General features: G+C 58.9%; 17 protein-coding genes and 1 pseudogene. 9 read left to right on the top strand and 9 right to left on the bottom strand.

The genetic code is table 11. The annotated features are described in order from the left end of the window. Window positions 1–135: 135 nt before the first annotated feature. A complete protein-coding gene (gene rfbC, locus AC0L2L_RS10060) occupies window positions 136–693 on the top strand; it encodes a dTDP-4-dehydrorhamnose 3,5-epimerase (protein ID WP_473577954.1) in 558 nt (185 codons plus the stop codon). On the opposite strand, the gene AC0L2L_RS10055 is transcribed toward rfbC, so the two are convergent. Continuing rightward, window positions 682–1,992, bottom strand: a complete 1,311-nt coding sequence (locus AC0L2L_RS10055; RefSeq protein ID WP_473577952.1) for a DUF4910 domain-containing protein — start codon at window positions 1,990–1,992, stop codon at window positions 682–684. The two genes, rfbC and AC0L2L_RS10055, sit on opposite strands and share 12 nt — an antisense overlap. Window positions 1,993–2,002: 10 nt before the next feature. Beyond that, window positions 2,003–3,070 (bottom strand): NAD-dependent epimerase/dehydratase family protein, encoded by a 1,068-nt coding sequence (locus AC0L2L_RS10050; protein WP_473577990.1) that lies wholly within the window; start codon window positions 3,068–3,070, stop codon window positions 2,003–2,005. 394 nt (window positions 3,071–3,464) lie between these two features. On the opposite strand from AC0L2L_RS10050, the gene AC0L2L_RS10045 reads away from it, so the two are divergent. From AC0L2L_RS10045 to AC0L2L_RS10030, 4 genes are all read left to right on the top strand, one after another. Further along, window positions 3,465–5,018 (top strand): lipopolysaccharide biosynthesis protein, encoded by a 1,554-nt coding sequence (locus AC0L2L_RS10045; protein WP_473577988.1) that lies wholly within the window; start codon window positions 3,465–3,467, stop codon window positions 5,016–5,018. Next, complete coding sequence (locus tag AC0L2L_RS10040; RefSeq protein ID WP_473577950.1) at window positions 5,015–5,959, top strand: glycosyltransferase family 2 protein; 945 nt, start codon at window positions 5,015–5,017, stop codon at window positions 5,957–5,959. Before AC0L2L_RS10045 ends, AC0L2L_RS10040 begins: the two co-directional genes overlap by 4 nt. A 46-nt stretch (window positions 5,960–6,005) precedes the next feature. Then, on the top strand, window positions 6,006–6,935 hold the full coding sequence (locus AC0L2L_RS10035) for an NAD-dependent epimerase/dehydratase family protein (protein ID WP_473577948.1): 930 nt from the start codon (window positions 6,006–6,008) through the stop codon (window positions 6,933–6,935). 268 nt (window positions 6,936–7,203) lie between these two features. Further along, the gene (locus tag AC0L2L_RS10030; protein ID WP_473577946.1) at window positions 7,204–8,520 is read left to right on the top strand and encodes an exopolysaccharide biosynthesis polyprenyl glycosylphosphotransferase; all 1,317 of its coding nucleotides are present in this window, start codon (window positions 7,204–7,206) and stop codon (window positions 8,518–8,520) included. A 28-nt stretch (window positions 8,521–8,548) separates the two neighbouring features. On the opposite strand, the gene AC0L2L_RS10025 is transcribed toward AC0L2L_RS10030, so the two are convergent. After that, window positions 8,549–9,226, bottom strand: a complete 678-nt coding sequence (locus AC0L2L_RS10025; protein ID WP_473577944.1) for a polysaccharide deacetylase family protein — start codon at window positions 9,224–9,226, stop codon at window positions 8,549–8,551. 395 nt (window positions 9,227–9,621) lie between these two features. On the opposite strand from AC0L2L_RS10025, the gene AC0L2L_RS10020 reads away from it, so the two are divergent. Continuing rightward, window positions 9,622–10,986 (top strand): nucleotide sugar dehydrogenase, encoded by a 1,365-nt coding sequence (locus tag AC0L2L_RS10020; RefSeq protein WP_473577942.1) that lies wholly within the window; start codon window positions 9,622–9,624, stop codon window positions 10,984–10,986. A gap of 9 nt (window positions 10,987–10,995) precedes the next feature. Continuing rightward, on the top strand, window positions 10,996–12,243 hold the full coding sequence (locus AC0L2L_RS10015; RefSeq protein ID WP_473577940.1) for a glycosyltransferase family 4 protein: 1,248 nt from the start codon (window positions 10,996–10,998) through the stop codon (window positions 12,241–12,243). A 21-nt stretch (window positions 12,244–12,264) separates the two neighbouring features. Here AC0L2L_RS10015 and AC0L2L_RS10010 read toward each other — a convergent pair whose 3' ends face one another. Next, on the bottom strand, window positions 12,265–13,167 hold the full coding sequence (locus AC0L2L_RS10010) for a glycosyltransferase family 2 protein (protein ID WP_473577938.1): 903 nt from the start codon (window positions 13,165–13,167) through the stop codon (window positions 12,265–12,267). A gap of 394 nt (window positions 13,168–13,561) precedes the next feature. Between AC0L2L_RS10010 and AC0L2L_RS10005 the strand changes: the two genes are divergently transcribed. After that, window positions 13,562–14,734, top strand: a complete 1,173-nt coding sequence (locus AC0L2L_RS10005; RefSeq protein ID WP_473577937.1) for a GNAT family N-acetyltransferase — start codon at window positions 13,562–13,564, stop codon at window positions 14,732–14,734. Between the two features lie 365 nt (window positions 14,735–15,099). On the opposite strand, the gene AC0L2L_RS10000 is transcribed toward AC0L2L_RS10005, so the two are convergent. The 5 genes and pseudogenes from AC0L2L_RS10000 to AC0L2L_RS09980 all read right to left on the bottom strand — a co-directional run bounded on the left by AC0L2L_RS10000 (window position 15,100) and on the right by AC0L2L_RS09980 (window position 17,597). After that, complete coding sequence (locus AC0L2L_RS10000; protein WP_473577935.1) at window positions 15,100–15,345, bottom strand: hypothetical protein; 246 nt, start codon at window positions 15,343–15,345, stop codon at window positions 15,100–15,102. 10 nt (window positions 15,346–15,355) lie between these two features. Next, window positions 15,356–15,889, bottom strand: a complete 534-nt coding sequence (locus AC0L2L_RS09995; RefSeq protein ID WP_473577933.1) for an RNA polymerase sigma factor — start codon at window positions 15,887–15,889, stop codon at window positions 15,356–15,358. Window positions 15,890–15,897: 8 nt separating this feature from the next. Next, window positions 15,898–16,107 carry a YgaP family membrane protein gene (locus tag AC0L2L_RS09990; protein ID WP_473577932.1) on the bottom strand — a complete coding sequence of 70 codons (210 nt, stop codon included), beginning with the start codon at window positions 16,105–16,107 and terminating at the stop codon, window positions 15,898–15,900. Then, window positions 16,041–16,564 (bottom strand): annotated as a pseudogene (locus AC0L2L_RS09985) (ATP-binding protein); the annotation flags it as partial. The pseudogene AC0L2L_RS09985 and the gene AC0L2L_RS09990, both read right to left, overlap by 67 nt. Before the next feature lie 115 nt (window positions 16,565–16,679). Beyond that, a complete protein-coding gene (locus AC0L2L_RS09980) occupies window positions 16,680–17,597 on the bottom strand; it encodes a hypothetical protein (RefSeq protein ID WP_473577930.1) in 918 nt (305 codons plus the stop codon). A gap of 296 nt (window positions 17,598–17,893) precedes the next feature. On the opposite strand from AC0L2L_RS09980, the gene AC0L2L_RS09975 reads away from it, so the two are divergent. Next, window positions 17,894–18,916, top strand: coding sequence for a hypothetical protein (locus tag AC0L2L_RS09975; protein ID WP_473577928.1), 1,023 nt, complete (start codon window positions 17,894–17,896; stop codon window positions 18,914–18,916). Window positions 18,917–19,084: the final 168 nt, after the last annotated feature.

Here is a 19,084-nt window from a genome sequence, read left to right as displayed (position 1 = left end):
AAGAGGTACGCGGACGCCCTTTTTGATCATTTATTCTTTGAGTGAACAGCAGTTCGTGTGGAGCCACAGCAAGATAGCTTTTGCTGCGATGCACCGCCGGCAGTGTAGGCTGAGGATCGTCGATAGGAGCTTCGCGTGCGTTTTCATCCGTCTTCGCTCGGCGGGCCAATGTTGGTCGAACCGGAACCCATCTGGGATCAGCGTGGGTTTTTTACCCGTACTTTTTGCGTTTCTGAGTTTGCCGACCAAGGATTGAACACCAGCTTCGTCCAGCACAGCATGTCCTATTCGCAGCACAAGCATACGCTGCGCGGCATGCACTTCCAGAATCCGCCCCATGCAGAGGTAAAACTGGTTAGTTGTATTGCAGGAGCTATCTACGACGTCATTGTGGATCTGCGTCCACAATCGCCAAGCTACCTGAAATGGGAGGGGTTTGAGCTGACGGCTAGTAACCGCTGCATGCTCTACATCCCCAGCGGGTTCGCCCACGGCTTTCAGACGCTCGGGCCCGACTCGACGGTGAGTTACATGATTTCCGAGTTCTATGCGCCGGGGGCTGCGAGCGGCTTACGATTCGATGACCCATGCCTGGCGATCGACTGGCCTGCTTCACCCAGCATATTGTCGGATCGCGACAGGCATTGGCCGCTGCTCACAGCCGAAGCGCGCCATGCTGAGCTACTGAGCTGACAACAGCCCGTGTTCGCGCAAAAGCCGGGCAGCCTCGGCGACATCGGCGAAGGGAAGTGCGGACCGCTCGGCCATAGCTAGCAACGAATTGCTGCCGTCCGCTAGATTGAGAACCCATAGCATTGGCATCGCCCCATGACTGGAAGCTTGAAGACCTCCAAGCGCCGCGTATAAGCCGCGCCTGCCAAGCTGGGGCTCGCCCTTCGGGCTGAGGTTGAGAGGAACCCAGTCTTCCTCGACGACGTCGATTACGTCCGTAAGTATGTCGTATGAATGGGCCAAATGCTCCGCACGAATGAAATCAAGATTGTCGGCGGAGGTGTGATATTGCGGAAAGGTGCCGTGGGCACCGCGTTGGAACAGGCCGACAGGCATGTTGAAGCCGGGCGAGCAGAACTGGCGCTCGTCGTAGCCGTACGGGCTAAAATCCACCACCTTGGCCGATTGCCCCGGAAGGTGGGAAAGGACGTGTGCCATCGCCCGGTCGATGAAGGCATCACCGCGGCGGCTGCGTTTGTACGTAGGGCCCTGGCTGTCGCCGACGCAAGAGACCACGAGGCCGTGGTCGATTCGTGGGATTTTATCCTCATTAGCTGCGAGCCATGCCAGGGAGCCAATAGTTCCGGGAATGAAGAGGAAGCGATAGCTATAGCGTGTCTGACGTGCGCGGAGCTTTCCCGCCAGGACCGTCAGCAAAGCCAGGCCCGAGCAATTGTCGTTCGCCATGGAGGGGTGGCAGATATGGGTGGTCAGCAGGAATTCGCGGTCGCTCGTGCCGTTATGGAGGTATTCGCCGTACGTCAGCGCGCCTTGCCTAAGTTCGCTATCGATGTGAACCCGGTAGCGACCTTCTGGAAGTGACATCAGGAGATTGTGCGGCATGCAGAATCCCCACCGTTCCGAATAATAGGAGGTACGGTAGGGAGTAAGGTCGGGCTGCTCCGGTATCGTGAAGACATGTTCCTTCAGCTCGGCGAGGCTCACCACCTTGTCGACCGGAACGCTGTAATTCAGGACATGGAGATTGGAATGCCGGAAATCGACGATCCGGTTGCCGAGTTCATTCTCGATGTAGGCCTCGCGGATAATCCATTCTTTTGGTATCACCCAATCGAAGACGGGCGTTTCCGTCGCAACCTCATGCAACTCGATCGGCAGATGGCGTGACAAAACGCGCAGCGTATCGCGAACGCCGGGACCAGTGATGCTGCGCGCTATCGGGAAGAGTTCTACGGCAAGTTCGTAAATCTCCTCGCCCAATCGGGCAGAAGTATTCAGCTGTTGAGCGCCGTCATCCATATCGCCATCGTTACTGCAGCATCGCGGCCGGAATTTTTGCCCGGCCGTGCACCTCGCGGCGAAGATCGTCGGCGAGAACGCCAGTCGCCATCAGGTGCTTGATATGAGCGATCCGCTGATAGCGTGGCCCCTCGAACTCACCGGGCGTCAGTCGTGATGACTTGAGCACGCTGAGAAGTTGCTCCGCCCCGCTTCGGGCGTTGTGGCGAGGGATTGCGTCAGGCAGCACGCGAGCAAGCTTGCTGAAGTCGACACGATACGAGCGCTTGTCCGGTCCAGCATCGCTGGCGAAGGTGAGTTGGCAGCCGGGGACGACTTCGGTGACGATGTCCGCGATGTCACGGATCCGGTAGTTGTGCTCCGTGGATCCAACATTGAACGCTTGGTTCCAGACCGCTTCGGTCGGTGCCGCAAGACCTGCGATGAAGGCTCGGCATATATCCTCGACATGCACGAGCGGTCGCCAGGGCGTTCCATCCGATTTGAGATAGAGCAGCTTTTCCGAAATGGCCCACGCCATCAGATTGTTGAGCACAATGTCGAAACGTATGCGCGGCGAAACGCCATAGGCGGTCGCCGGCCGGAAGTAGACCGGGCAGAAATCGGCGTCGGCCAGCGCCGAAATGCCTCGTTCCGCCAGAACCTTGGATTTTCCATAGGCTGTGACCGGATTGAGGTCGCCGGTCTCATCTATCAGGTCGTTCTCGGAAACCCCATAATTGCTGCATGAGGAGGCAAACAGGAAGCGCCGCACTCCCGCTGCCTTGGCGACATGCGCGACTTGAACGCTTGCACGATGATTGATCGCGAAGGTGATGTCGGGGTTGAGGTTGCCCAGCGGGTCGTTGGAAAGTGCTGCAAGGTGGATGACGGCCTCGACATTGACGAAGTCCTCTCGGCTCGCGTCGCGGACGTCCTTGCATATGCTCGGAACATTGGTGAGCTTGCCTGCGGGGGCAAAGGTGCAACGCTCGTACAGATTGGCATCGTAACCTATGACGTCGTGCCCTGCAGCGATCAGCATGGGCACCATCACAGAGCCGATATAGCCTTGATGGCCCGTGACCAGAACTCGCATTGTTCCTCCTGCAGAATGCATGGTGCTGTTTCGACCTTCGCATGATTTTGTCTCAAGGCGAGTGACCCAATCGGATGAAGGGTTTAGATCTGTCGGCCATGCCCACAAACTTCTGCACATTGACGGCGCGTCGACGTCCTGTGCTCGCCGTTCTGGTCAGCTGCTGGATTTATCAGGCAAAGGAACCGGATCGTGTCCCGCACTTCACCGGGACCGAGCAACGCCCAGATACCTCGACGCCGCTTCGGGCCGCATCCCTGGCTCTTCGGAACTAATTCAAACGGGCACCGACTAATCACAATTGATACCGGGCACCCGCGGTGTGGGGAGGTGCCCGCGCGAGCCATAAGCTGGCAGGGTCTTGGCGGTAGGCTCACGCCGCCCGGTAACTTGACTGTGGCACCATCACAAGTCTCGGATCGTACGTCTTCTTCTTCTTGCAAGGAGTTCGAAGCTGGAGGAACTGAAGGGAAAATCGCTGCGGGGCGCGTTTGCCAAGCTTTGCGGGCAAGGGGTTTCCTTTGTTCTGCGGCTCGGCTTTGTCGCCGCGATGGCGCGCCTCCTGGAGCCGACGGATTTCGGACTGGTCGCCATGGTGACGGTGGTTACCGGCTTCTTCGACCTTTTCGCCACCGCTGGACTCTCGGCGGCGACGGTTCAAAAGGCCGATATCAGCGATGAATATGTATCGACCCTTTTTTGGGTCAACGTGGGAGTCGGCGTCGCCCTTGGCGTGCTCTGTGTCATCATCGCGCCTTTCCTGGTTGTTTTCTACCAAGAGCCTCGCCTCCTTTCGGTGACTGCCGCGCTGGCGGCCGGTTTCTTGTTCAATGCCTCCGGGGTGCAGCATCTTGCACTTCTTCAACGCTCGCTGCGCTATGGGGTTCTGGCTGTCATAGAGACAGTTGCCCAGCTAGCCGGCGTTGCGACCGGGCTTGGAATGGCCTTTTGCGGCTTTGGCTATTGGGCGCTGGTTGGGTCCGCACTCATTCAGCCGGCGACGATGACCCTTCTTATGTGGCTCTCGACTTCCTGGCGTCCGGGAAAGCCCGGAAGGCTCTCCAACGTGCGGTCCATGCTAAGGTTCGGGGCTACGATCACGTTCAATAATCTGGTCGTCCATCTGGCCTATAGTTTCGACAAGCTGATGATCGGGCGCTATCTTGGGGCAGACGCCCTGGGCATCTATGGGCGAGGCTATCAGCTCATCAATATACCGAACTCGACGTTGCTGTCGGCAGTCGGTGGAGTGGCCTTTTCCGCCTTGTCCAGGTTGCAGGGCGATCCCGTGCGCTGCAGAGCGTATTTCCTCAAGGGATATACGCTCGTCAACAGTCTTACACTTCCAACGACAATGTTCTGTGCAACCTTCGCGGACGAGATCATCACCGTTGTCCTTGGACACAAGTGGCACGCTGTGACGCCGATCTTCCGCTTGCTCGCCCCGACGATCCTGGTTTTCGGGATCATCAATCCAACGGGATGGTTCCTCCAGTCGACGGGTCTCCAGGGACGCAGCCTAAAGATGGCATACGCCATCGCCGTGCTGGTTTGCCTGGCAGTCATCATGGGTCTCCCTTACGGAGCCAACGGTGTGGCGCTCGCCGTTTCTGCGGCTATGACCGTGTGGGTGGTGCCGCATATCTTCTGGTGCGCGAAGGGGACGCTTCTGTCGCCCTTCGATCTCTTTGCTGCGGTCTGGCGGCCACTGCTGGCCAGTATCGTGGCGACCGGTGCGGGACTGGAGGCGGCGTTCTATCTTGAGCCGTCGCTCACGCCGCTCCTTCGGCTTCTAGTGGGCGGGATCGTCATGGGGACGGTGTACGCCTGTCTGCTCCTGGTCGTCCTGGGGCAAAAGAAGTTCTACCTGGATGTCCTGTCGGCGCTGAAGCCTGCATCGCCAGATCGAATTGCCGATACAGCCGCCAATCTTGGAGCAAGCAGATGAGCGAAAGTGTTCCACGGCTGAGCATCGGCCTCGCGGTCCGCAATGGAAAAGGGTGGGTGGAAAACTGCATAGAATCCATCCTCCGCCAGGATTTCGAGGATTTCGAACTTATCGTTTCCGACAATGCATCTGACGACGGAGTGACAGAAACGATTGCAACCTATGCCCGGGTCGATCGACGTATCCGGCTGAACGTCAACCCCTTCAACGTTGGCGTCATCGAGAACATGAACCGGGTGCTGCGCCTGGCGCGTGGCACATTCTTCCGCTGGGTCAGCGCCGATGACTGGCTCGAGCCGGGCTGTCTCTCCACATGCGTGAAGACGCTTGAAGACCGATCTGACGCGATTGGCCTGACCACCGGCTTCACCATTTACTCGCCCGAGGGTGCAACAAGGTGGGAGGACTACCGGGGGGAATACCCAAGCTCGGGCGACGCAGCCCGGCGGTTTGAAAGGATGTTGTGGTTTTACCATGCCGGCGACGCCAAGTATGACCCGATCTACGGCATGTATCGACGCTCCCGGCTCCTGGAAACGCGCATGCTTCGCCGCTCCGAGCAGACAGACTGGCTCATATGCGCGGAACTGGCGCTGGCAGGGCCGATCATTCACATCCCCGATCGGCTCGCGAACCGTACGCAGAAGCCGCGTCGCGGCCTGGACCGAGTTGCATTCCGCCGGCGTCTTGATCCCACCCGTAGCGAAGAACTCAGAACCTGGCCGTCCCGCACCTATCGCGATCTTCGCGATATCGTCGGTTCAGCAACGCTTACAGAGGATCAGGTACGTCGATGCGAAATGGCGCTTCGCCGCTTCTGGGCGAAGGAAACAATCAGGGCCGGACGTGCGCAACTGTCAGACTCAAGGCATTTGCTGCTTAGGCGCCTGCGCGGAAATCAGGGCCGCTTCGTCTCATCGACACCTGTGAGTCAAGACTAGGGATGAGGGCGATAGCCCAGTCGCCGGAGATGGAGGGTCGGCCGAGATGGTCCACCAAAATCCAAAGACCACAGACCTCAAGGTTCTGATCACCGGCGGGAGTGGCTTCCTTGGCTCTCATCTTTGCCAACGACTCCTTGGACTTGGCTGCGAAGTTCACGCGACCTCACGTTTCAAACGAGAGAAAGACGATCACGGACCGATCTGGTGGGAAGCCAACATGGCCGATCTCTCGACGGCTCGTCGCGTTGTTGCCGCAGTGAAACCGGACATTATCTATCATTTGGCCGGCGCGGTTGGCGCGAGCCCCGACCTTGAATTGGTTGTACCGACTTACCAAAGCCTGTTGACCAGCACGCTCAACGTGCTGATGGCCGGAACGGAGGCCGGCAGCGGCCGCATTATCCTAAGCGGCTCCTTTACCGAACCCCAGCCGGGTCTCGCGCACCCCACTCCATATTCACCCTACGCAGCGGCGAAATGGGCGGCGTCGGGCTACGGACGCATGTTTCACACCCTCTTCCAGGCACCGGTGGTCATTCTACAGCCATTCATGGTCTACGGACCGCGCCAGGCACCTGCCAAGCTCATCCCGAGCGTAATCAAGTCGCTCCTTGGCGAAACCGCACCCGAGGTGACCAGCGGAAAGCGCAAGGCTGACTGGATTTATGTGAACGATGTGATCGACGGGTTCGTTTTGGCGGCGACGACAAAGGGGATTGAGGGGAATACGATCGACCTCGGATCTGGCCGACTCGTCTCTGTTCGCGAAATCGTCGAGAGGATTGTTGCAATCGTTGGCTCCGCACCCGCTCCTGTTTTCGGTGCGTTTCCCGACCGGCCGGCTGAAAACGAGGTGATCGCCGACACCGAGTGTGCGTTCGCGCGGCTCGGCTGGGTGGCTAAAACCTCGCTCGACGAGGGTCTCAGGCGAACCGTGCAGTGGTACCGCAAGGGTGCTGTGGCGCCGCAATAGCGCAAGCCCCTACCAACTACTCCTTCTGAATAACTGGGATGCGCCCGGCGCACTTTTGTAGGCGTTTTACGCAGCGCCGGACCAACCAGATAATGTGCAGGAGTGGGGCGTAGCAGCCTGCCTTTCGTCAGCACTGTTCGGTGTATTTAAAATGGATATGTCGCCGATCGCTAGTTTTGATACGGCAAGGGAGTTTGTAGCCAGCCCTTCCGGACGTTCCCTCGTTTCGTACCGGTCGGTACCCCCGCTGGCTATCATAGGGGATACGTTGGCCATCACCGCGGCGTGCGCCATCTGGTGCGCGCAATCGGGCGGGGATGGAGGATCGGTGGCGATGCTCACACTGGGTATCGCACCCATCGCCTGCGCGCTATTCGTGTGCTCGGCGAAGCTGGCCGGTCTCTACCAGCCTTCTACAATTCTTTCCGAAAACATGCGGCTCCACGTCGCTACGTCACTATGGCTATGCACGGTGACGCTCCTCGGCGTGAGCACCTTTGCTCTGGGCAAGGAGGTTGCTCCGGAAACTGGCGTCGCCTTGGCGCTCGAAGGACTGATCTGGCTTTTGGCTCATCGGGTGTGCTGGCGGCTGTTTGTCCGCAGAGATTCTGCGAAAGGAACCACGGCAGGCCGCAAAGCGCTGTTGATCCACCAAGGGGCCTCTCCCGAAGCCAACGCGGCCTCTGAACTGCAGCGGCATGGAATCCACATCGAATATCGATTGAACCTCGGGGCACCGGATGACGAAGCGCTGATAAGGCAGCGGATCGAACTGGCAGTCGCGATCGCGCAGAACTCGGATGTCGATGAGATACTCATAGCGGCCGATGTTCAAGATTGGCAGCGGCTCAAACTCCATCTAACGCTTCTGCGCCAGCTTCCCTTGCCCGTCTCGCTTATTGCGCCGGACTGGTTGGCAGATTTTGTAAAGCAGCCCGCTCAGATAGTGGGCTCGTCGGCTCTCGTGGAACTGCAGCATCCACCGCTCACTATAGTCCAGCGAGCAGCGAAGAGGCTTATGGACATCGCCATCTCGATGGTCGCTTTGGCGCTGCTTTGGCCGTTCATGACACTTATTGCCGTGATGATCCAGCTCGACTCGCGCGGTCCAGTGCTGTTCAGGCAGACCCGCATAGGCTTCAACGGAAAGGCCTTCAAGATATACAAGTTCAGGACCATGAATGTCCTGGAGGACGGCCCTGGAATCCGGCAAGCGACTTCCGAGGACAAACGCACCACAACCTTTGGCCGTTGGCTTCGCCGAACCAGCATAGACGAGCTGCCGCAGTTGCTGAACGTTCTCATAGGCGACATGTCGGTCGTTGGACCGAGACCGCATGCGGCTTCGCATGACAGCGAATTCGGTCGGGCGATCGCCAACTACGCCTTTCGCCGTCAGATGAAGCCGGGCATTACAGGCTGGGCGCAGGTAAGCGGATTCCGCGGCGCAACGCCGGAAGTCGACCTGATGACGAACCGGATCCAGATGGACATGCTCTATATAGAGAGGTGGAGCATCTGGCTGGACATTCGCATAATCCTGCAAACACCGTCTGCTGTTTTACGCGGGCTAAATGCTTACTAGACGCAACGATAATAGGGCGCAGCCGGAGTTACCAAACAGACTTGCGAGCATGCGAGAGGCTGGAGCGCAACCGCCTGAGATAAGAGTCCTGGAGCGCTAGGTCCTTTGGGATGTCCTTCCATTGCCATGAACGGTCCAGCGTGTTGCGCGGCTTCAACCAGGCTTCCCGGGTCGCGATGCCGCGCCCCGACGTGTAGACGCGGCCGTACCCTTCAGCTTTCAGTTTTTTCAGAACGCGGCGATCATAGCGGCCGAAAGGAATACTGACCTCACCGATCTCGCAACCGCAGATGTCTTCCAGCTTGCGCTTGGCATCCACTGTTTCGATGTGCAGCCGAGTATCATCGAGCTTGCTCCAGTCGAGATGGTGCATACCGTGGCTCCCGATCCGCATACCCTCCTGAAGAAGTCGCCTGATTGCCGATGCATTTAGGTACCCACGGGTTCCCACTCGCCCTGCGCAAACAAAAAACGCCGCGGCGAGGTTCCTTTCCAGAAGTGCGGGCAACGCAATGTCGAGGTCACTTTCATTGCCGTCGTCAAAGGTGATGAGGACGGGGTAGTCGCTCGCGGCCGTAGAAACTTTGTCCAAGGCGGCGAAAAATGGATCCGCATCCCACCAGTAATCCAGTTCGGCTTTTTCGATACCGGGCGGGGCTATGCCTATGCCGTGGAAGTTGATGAAGCGCTCTCTCGATTCAGCCACACCTAGTTTCCTATAACCGCCTTTTTCTTTTCGATCTCTTATCAGCCGATAGCCTGAAATGGTGACCTCGCTGGCTCCCGGCACATAGAATACAAATTCTATATCTTCCAGAACCCTCTCATCATGAACTCGTTGTCTCCATTCCTCAACCGACTTGGCGGCTCCCCAGCATCACCCGATCGGGCAGGCTCGTTTATGCGACGGACTTTTCCGGGGTGGTCGCGATCTCAATACCGGGAACACCCCCCATTCGATCATGCTCAAAGGTTATCTTACCCATAAAGGAGCGGTCGCTTCGCTCAACGGATAGCTCCTCAAATCGCCCGGAGTTGAAACACTTGGATTGCGAAAGGCGATCTCCGCCCAACCCAAAAATGTTGCGGGGCTAAAGCGTCATGAAAGTAGCTGTCTTCGGACTCGGCTATGTTGGATTTACCACCCTGTGTTGTTTGGCACACCAGGGCCATGAAGTACTCGGGTTCGATGTCAACGCCCGCAAGGTCGCCGGCGTCAACTCCGGTATTGCGCCGATCATCGAGCCAGGACTTGGCGAAATGCTGCTGCGCGGGCTGGCAGACCATCGCATCTCCGCTTTCGTCGACGTTGAAGACAAGCTTGAAGACTGCGACGTCGCAATTGTGTGTGTCGGCACGCCGAGCGGACCGGACGGCGCCCACGACCTGGGGTTTGTTACCGAAGTCTCGAAGGAAATAGCGCTTCACCTGGGAAATGGTCGAACCAAGCCGCTCAGCGTGGTCTACCGCTCGACGGTAAGGCCCGGGACGATGGAAGGCCTGATTGCTCCGATCTTCGCGGGATTTCTGGCCGACAAGCCGGGCTGCGTGGAACTCCTGTACTGCCCGGAATTTCTGAGGGAATCTTCGGCCGTCAATGACTATTTCCGGCCCCCGAAAGTAGTTATCGGGACATCGGACGGTGAGCCAAATCCGGTCATCGAAGAGCTTTTTGCCGGCCTCGAAGCACCGCGCTTCGTTACACGGTTCGCGGAAGCCGAGATGACAAAATTTGTCGACAACAGCTGGCATGCGATGAAGGTCGCGTTCGCCAACGAGATCGGCCGGATCAGCCTTCAACTCGACGTCGACCCGTCGAAGGTGCACGAGATCTTTGTTTCCGACACCAAGCTGAACATTTCCCCGTACTACCTGAGGCCTGGCGGAGCATTCGGTGGCTCGTGTCTGCCAAAGGACGTCCGTGCATTGCAGAACATCGTGGCGGACTGCGGCGTCAATGCGCCTTTGATCGACTCGCTCATACGCTCCAACGATGCCCATAAATACTGCTTGTTCCAACTCGCCACGAAAGGTCTGAAGCCGGGAGCATCGGTGCTGCTTGCAGGGCTGGCTTTCAAGGCTGGAACGGATGACCTGAGAGAAAGCCCCAATATCGACCTTGCGCGTAGCCTGCTGAGGGAACGCTACAGACTGTCGATTTTCGATCCGGCCATCGACGCCGGCAAGTTGGTCGGCGCCAATCTGGGCTACGCCTGGTCGTGGCTCCCGCAGTTCGGAACCTTGCTGGTGAGCAAAAAGCAGGCTGAAGCGCGCCGCTATGATCGGGTAATTTTCGCAAACCGCACAGCCGGCATGCTTTCCTTCTCGAAGGCGCAGAGCGTGATCGACCTCAACGCGCTGTCGGATAGCGCAAACAGGCTACCAGCCCCTTCCGCGTCCCGGGAAGAGCCTGCTCAGCCGGGTGATGCTGACCTGCCGTTCGACGTCATGCGTGCCGTGGCTTAGGGGAGAGAGATGTCCGCCATCTCGATTGGGGCCGAACAAACTCGGCCCGGCAGCCTTTCTGCCCGCAAGGTCTTGATGATTGTCGAAAACCTACCGGTGCCTTTCGACCGGCGCGTTTGGCAGGAAGCGCGTGCATTGCGTGACGCGGGCGCGGAAGTTTCCATCATTTGCCCTGTCGGCAAGGGGGCGGAAGAGCGTGAAGAGACGCTGGAGGGCATCCACATCTACAGGCATGACTTGCCAGTCGAAGCGAAAGGCGCATCGGAGTTCCTTTTCGAATACGGTGCGGCGCTCTGGCACGAGACCCGCTTGGCATGGAAAATCCTGTTCAGGCATGGGTTCGAGACCATTCATGCTTGCAACCCACCTGATCTCATATTTCTCGTCGCGCTGCCGTTCAAGTTGCTTGGCAAACGCTTCATTTTCGACCATCACGACATCAACCCCGAGCTCTACGAGGCGAAATTCGGCAAGCGCGGGCGGCTCTGGCGGCTTCTGTGCATGCTCGAATGGATTACATTCAAATGCGCCGACGTGGTCATTTCGACCAATGAGAGCTACAGAAGGATCGCGCTTACCCGAGGCAGGAAGCGCGAAAGCGACGTGTTCGTGGTGCGGTCCGGTCCGGACCTGACACGCTTGAAGACCGACTGCCCCGACCCCGGCCTCAAGAAGGGGCGCAAGTTTCTTGTGGGTTATGTCGGTGTGATGGGGGAGCAAGAAGGCATCGACCTTCTTCTGCGGAGCGTCAACCATCTCGTTCACGAGCGAGGCCGGCAGGACGTCCAGTTCGTTCTTGTCGGCGGTGGCCCGCAACTAGGCAACCTCAAGGAATACTGCCAAAGCTTGGGGCTGAATGACTATGTCACGTTCACCGGTCGGGTCCCCGATGACATGCTCTTCACCGTGCTTTCGACGGCCGATGTGTGCGTCAATCCGGATCGCGTCAATCCGATGAACGACCAGTCCACCATGAACAAGATCCTGGAGTACATGGCTTTCAGCAAACCGATCGTGCAATTCGACGTCACCGAGGGCCGCTTCTCGGCGCGCACGGCCTCTCTCTACGCCCGTCCGGATGATCCGGTCGACTTTGCCGACAAGATTGAATGGCTGCTTGGCAGCCCCGAACAGCGCAAGGTTATGGGTAACTACGGCCGCGACCGTTTGCAACGGGAACTTGCGTGGAGTTATCAAGTGCCGAACCTGATCGCCGCGTATCAACGAGCCAGGCCAGCTGCTCCAAGGAAGCCGTGATTCGGTTTTCTGCCCGCGCGCTCAGGCGCGGTTCCATTTGTCGACGATGCGCGAGGCGTCTGCTCCGAATGCAAGAGCGAGCATAACTTTGCATCGATAAAGGCGAACCAGGATCACACCATACATCGCAAGCATGCGCGCCCTTGGGCCTTCGATGCGATCGGAAAAGCCGATCCGGAACAACTCTGCCGCGGGCGAAAGCGCGACTGCGAAACTGCGCAGGATCCAGCGCGGCCGCCAGCCTCGTGTGGAGCGTACCCGATTAAAATCGTGAGCGACGTGCCGATCCCATTTTGCGGCGATCTCAGCGAGATTCCGGCGCGCGGGATGGAACACGATCATCTGCTTGCGGTAGTGCGTGCGGAAGCCTTTGCTGAGCGCCCGCTGCCCCCAGTCGCGATCTTCCGCGATCTCGATGCCTCCGAACGGTCCAACCGAAGACAGAATTCCAGCACGCATCGCCAGATTGCCCGTCCCTGTATACCCCTGCTTGGCGATGTATTCGCGCATGCGGTAGGCAAAGACGCTTTCATAGGCTTCGAGAAGCGTAAGTTTGCTTGAGTCCTGGCGCGCAATCCTGACGTCGCCGCCTATGATTCCAATATCGGCTCGTTCGGCAAAGCAGCGTTCTATTTCGTAAAGCCAGTCGGGATGGGCGATGCAGTCCGCGTCAATGAAAGCCAGCGTTTCGCCGCTCGCATGGGCTGCGCCGCGGTTGCGCGCTGGCCCCGGACCAGGTGTGCGCTCGAGAAGGAGCGTGACAGCGGGAAAGGAGGCGCAAAGGTCGGTCGGCATCTGTCTCGATCCGTTGTCGACGACGATGATCTCGACTTTCTGCTGCGGCGGCCGCTGAGCCTGCAGGGATGCAAGACAGCGTCTGAGCATTTCGTGCTGGTCGAGATGTGGGATGATGACAGTGATCATTTTGCGGCCTTCGGGGGGCTGTTCCGGGTCTGCTGCGGCAATTCTTCCCTCGAGCATATTGAATGAAACGCGACCAGTGCACGCCATGCAGCCGAATGCCCGACGCAGGAGCATATATCAGGGGACGAATGCATCGAGTCGGCCAACAGGTCAGCAATGTGCGCCTTTTGTTCAGGTATGCTTCGAACCGGCGTGGACAGATGATGATAATCCGTTGGTGCGACGGAGCGCGAAGGGCGTTGCCTGTGGTTGTTGGGGTCCGAGACGTTGTGGCGAACTGTTCAGGGGCCGACAATCTTTCATGGGAATGGAGGCTTGGAGCCTCACCAGAGGCAGGATCGTCGCGCAAGTACGAGGCTGGCGCAGTCCATCACTCGATCATTGATTGCCTCGGATGATCCGCAGCGCGCCGATCGAAGGTTCTTCCCTGGTTGTCGTAGCAAGCGATTTGTGCCGGGATTTTGCGGCCATATGGCCCACCATGGCCAATCGGGGCTCGGCCCGCGCGTTCGTTTTCCAGACAGCCGACTTCCTAAACGTTTGGTGTGACACAATCGGGCAGGCGCGCGGCACGCAGCCATTGTTTGTCGCGGTCGTGGACCAAGACGGTGTCCCTCATGCGCTTTTCCCGCTTGGCATCGAGAAGCGCAGATCCGGCCTGAAGGTCCTGTCGTTCTTGGACGGCGGCGTCAGCGACTACAATGCGCCGGTCCTGTTTCCGCACGTCAAAGACTGGAGCCCTTCATTCGTCGGCAAGTTGTGGGATGCGATCGCAATTATTGCCCCACCTTTCGACATAGCGGTTGTCGAGAAGATGCCTGACCGCGTGTTCGACATCGACAATCCGTTGATGCCCTTGATCACGGCGCGCTATCCCCATAGCGGATATGTCATGCGCCTGCCCGGCAGTGTCGACGAGTTTGTCGCCAAGCGCCTTCCGCGAGCGCAGGACACGCGGCGCAAGCTTCGCAAGCTCGGTGAGCGCGGCACTGTCACCTTCAGGATCGCGAGCACATCCTCCGAGCGGGAGGAGATGCTCGACGCGATGATGAGACAGAAGTCACGGCGCTATATCGAAACGACTGGCGTCGACGGAATGGAGCGACCGGGGTATCGCGCCTTTTTTCGCCAGGCCGCGCTCGATCTTGCCCCCCAAGGCCACGTCCATATTTCGTCGTTGAATTTGGACGCCAGCGTGCTGGCGGTGCACTGGGGATATAAGGACGATAGTAGATTCTACTACATGATGCCGAGCTTCGAAGAGGGCGAATGGGTTCGCTTCTCACCCGGTCGCCACTTGCTCAATTACTTGATTGAGTGGGCGATAGGCGCAGGCATGAAAGAGTTCGATCAAGGTCTTGGCGACGAGGATTACAAGAAGGAGTATTGCGACGTGGCGATAACACTTCACCAGATCGAGACCCCAAGAACGTTGCGCGGCCAGGTCGATCTGCTGGTGCGTAAATTGAAGATGTCCCTCCGCGACACTCTCGTATGGCATTCGCTCAAGCGCCTCCGAACCGCTTGGCGAAGCGCAAATTCCGAGAAGGTAAGGACCGCGCGGTGAGGCCGGGCACCGTGACGACCTGACAATCTGCAATCGTTCGCGTTTTTCGGTGCCACGAATCTCTGGACGAGGATATCCGATCGTTGTGCGCTGGAGGCGGACGGCTGTCGCGCGCCTATTCGTGCCAGCTTGGCCTATTGGTATCGACGCAACTATCGCCGGCCGCGAGCGCGGTCGCTTTGGTTGTCATTCCAGCCGCTGCCCGCCTGGTTCTGGTCGTCACACTCGCGGCACCGGTTGCTCAAGTTAATCCGACCGGAGAACGGTTGGTTCTGGATCGCGAGCGCGAACGTTGGCTCGACGATGCGAGTCCAGCATAGCTCACTCCAACGCGATCCTGGCGCGACCCACGTACGGAACTTTTTCTACGAGTTGTGGCGCTTGAATTGTCGGTACGTTGTCTCGACAAAGCCGATGGTCCAGCACATGGGGCAGCCGCGAAAAGCCAGCAGCGACACACCACCCAGGGCCAACGAATAGACTGGGTGTTGCGCCGAGATCGATATCGCGTAACTCAAGGCGCAGATGCCAACGACACCGCGGGCCAGATGTTCGACAAGACTACCGCTTGCAAACATCGTCTTGGGCAAGGGTTTGGACGATAGGCTCACGGGAGTTCTCCTAATTCAAGAGGTATTCGCGCAGCAGCGCCCGGGCGCGGCGCAGCCGGCGCTTGACGCTCTCGCGAGTGAAATTGAGCGTGGCGGCGATCTCATCGACCGTCATTTCCTCGATATCGCGCAGCAGCACCACCTCGCGATAGTTTTCGGGCAGCGACTGAATCGCCCGCGAGAGGTCGAGTCGGAGTTCGTGCTGTGGCAAATGTGTCAGCCGGTCCTCATTGGCCGCATCCAGCAATGCTTCATCCAGATTGACCGGCTTCCCCATGCGCGCGGCCATGCGCAAGCATTCGCGGCGTACCACCGCGACCAACCAGCCCGATATTGAGCTCAATGCGCGCAGCGTTCCGACGCGGCGGTGAAGCAGCCACAATGTTTCCTGCACCACGTCATCGACATCGTCGGCCGCGTTGCAACTGCGCCGCGCATAGCGTCGAATGTTGGGCTGAGCAACGGCCAACAAAGTCACAATGGCTTGCCTGTCGCCACCGCGAGCCGCCTCGATCAGTGCGAGGTCATACTTCGACGCATGCACGCGATCACCTATTTCTTGGTGCCGAGGCGCCGGCCGACCATGGCGCACATGGGACAGAAGCCGACGAATCCCGTAAGCAGTGTGAAGGTGCCAACGGCGGCGATCAGGTAGCCGATCGCTAACCCCTTGAGGCCGAATAGGCCGCAGGCGATCATAGCCAAGCCGGCGACAACGCGTACTGCGCGTTCCCAGGCAGGTATATTTTTGACGTAGAGCATGGAAAATTCTCCCAAGTCGCGAGCGAGATGACGCGCTTACAGGATAAGAGGGCCGCGGCAACGATTTCGGTTCGCGCGCGTGTAAAAATAGTTCTGCAGGTCCCTAGCCACTCGAAGCATCTTCGCTTCTTGAACCGATAGCTGTCGTTGCCGGATTCGATGATCTCGCAGCGTTGTGTGAGCCGGTCGAGCAGTGCGGTGGTCATCTTGGCATCGCCGAACACACCCGATCCAATCCCCGAACGACAGGTTCGTGGTGACGATGAGCGAGACGCGCTCATAGAGCTTGCTGATGAGATGGAACAGCAACGCGCCACCGTCCGTCCTGCGAGAACGGTAGATAGCCGAGTTCATCGAGCACGATGGCATCCTGATGCAGCAGGCGCGTGGCCAGGCGCCCCGCGCGACCTTCGCGCTTTTTAGCGTCGAGCCGATTGACGAGATCCACCACACCCCAGATTCTCTCCGCGCCGCCTTCAATGGCTGCGCAGGGTAGGGGGGTGGTCAATTTTGGACGCCGGTTACACCCCTTGCCTGGTCAGAATTGCACGCCGGTTAACAATGCAGCCGCCTCAAGAGGCGACGGCGACAATCGATTTGGTCATCCCCAGGACCCGCTCCTTGAAAAGGTCAGAACGGGGAAAGTGGTACCTCATCTCGGTCTTGGACAGGAGCTCAATCTCCAGAACATCCCTGACTGCCTGTCCTTTGTCCGGCCGCGACGGTGACAATGGCCAGCGTCGGATCAACTTGGCGCGGGCTGCTTGGGGCAGGAACTGCAAGCCTGGAAAAAGGTAATGCGGCTCAATCGGAAAATACCTATAGGGGGTTTGCACCCAGTGGCACGACGCCAAGCCGTGGATGACCGAAGCGAGGTCGTCGCGGCGAGCGTGCCCACCCACATGTTCAATCAAAGAATTCGAATATACGATGTCAAATTCCATGGCCCGGATTTCTGCGGGCGGATTGCAAGCGTCGCCCTGAACGGCTGTGATCCAGCCAGTCCTGCTCGTCTGAGGCAGGAGATTGACTACGGTGACCGATCTAGGGCGAACCGGACTTCTCTCCCAGTGAACCACCGTTCCGCCGAGGTCGATCACCCGCATCCTTTCGATATCGGGGAAGCGCCGCTGGAATTCCGCCCAACGCCTTCTTCGTAAGGTCGTCGCTATCGATCGCTGCTCTCGTGGATCTGTGATGAATTGGCGCAGCTGCAGCATTTCGTTCATCAGACTGCCTACTCTCCTTGGCACCCTCATCTCTACCCGCGGCAGGAAGGGCGACCGGTCGAAATCGACACTAGCTTGGCGCAGAATGGAGCGATTCCAGAAGTCGTGCTCATCGTTCATTGTGCTGAACTTGCTATCCTCGAAAGAATAAGCAGGCGCGACGGGCGATCGGATGCCTTCCTCGCAGTAGGAAGCTGGTTCGGGTGCATTGGCGAGCTTTGACCCGAATACCGCAAAAAGCCGTTGATCCGTTGCCTGCATGCGCCGCACCGAGCCGGATTTCGCGGCCGGAACTCGCAACCGCGCGTCCTTGGTCAGACCCGTCGGCAGGGGTGGTATCCAATGGGCGGTGCCGGTGACAGACGCATCGCGGCAGTTCGGCCTACCACTATCGGCGCGCCGGCTCCTTCGCTTTTGGGTAGCGATCGGCCACCGTCTCTTTGTGTACGATGTTCTCTCGGTGCCTCTGGACCGGCAAACGGAAGTTGGAAACGAACTTCAAGCCACAGCGGCTCCAAGTCGATGGCGACATCATCAACTTAGAGGAATGAAGAACCATGCTCCCTCAAAAACCAGCGAACGGAGCTGCCTTGCGCCCCGGCGATGTCGTTGAGGTGCGCTCTGCGGCCGAGATTCTGGCGACGCTGGACAAGGACGGCGCCCTGCAGGGGACGCTGTTCATGCCGGAGATGATGGCGCATATCGGTCAACGCCTTACGGTGTCGCGGCGCGTCGACAAAGTCTGCAACATGGTTGACGAAAGTGGCTCCCGCCGAATGCGCGGGACCGTCTATCTTGAGGATCTGCGCTGCGATGGGTCGAGCCATGGCGGGTGTCAGGCAGGTTGCCGTATCTACTGGAAGGAGGAATGGCTCCGCAAAGTCGATGACAACCACGCCGCACGTCTTGGGGTCGCCGGGATGGCTGCTTCCGCAGAGCTCGAGCGGACTGCCGGCGCGGCTACGCACCCGGCTACCCCGGTGGATGAAAGCGGGGCGCAGGTCTGGCGATGCCAATCGACTGACGCTCTCAAGGCATCCGAGCCCGTGAGGCGGCGGGATCTCGGGCAGTATTGGCGCGAATTGACGAACGGCAACTTCAATCCGATCCGGTTCGTGGCCCTTTTGGTCCGGGCGATGGCAATGGACGTGCTCCATCATTTCGGGCTGATAAGGACGCTCCCGCTGCAAGGTCCGGGTAAGGCTGGTTCCAAGCGCGAGATGCTCGGCCTGCAGCCTGGCGAACTGGTCCGGGTACGGTCCGCGGAGGAAATCGCAGCCACTCTCGACCATCGCGGCGAGAGTAGTGGCCTCTCCTTCGACCGCGAGATGCTTCCCCATTGCGGCGGCACGTTCCGCGTAAAGACTGCCGTGCAGCGGATCGTGGATGAGAAGACGGGCCGCATGCTGAAGATCCCCAAGGACTGCGTCATCCTGGACGGTGTCGCCTGCTCAGGCGAACTCAGCGTCAACGGTCGGTGGTTTTGTCCGCGCGCGATTTATCCGTTCTGGCGGGAGTCCTGGCTCACCAGGGTCGGCGACACTGCTGATCAGCCCACGGAACAGTCATGCCACCGTTAGAGTGGCCTGGGTTGTTTCGAAATAGACTCAAGCACTGGCGCACCCCTCTCCAACGAGGCGAGGATGTGGATGAAAGTTCCGGGCGTCAAAAGTCTCACGGCTCGCGGCACCCCCACGGTCGCCCGTTCCCGCGACGTTCGTACTCCTTTCGTTTCCGGTTGCCAACAC

The organism is Mesorhizobium sp. WSM4832 (genome assembly GCF_055811115.1).
The sequence above is the reverse complement of the archived record's forward strand: the minus strand, read 5'-3'. Positions and strand labels throughout refer to the sequence as shown.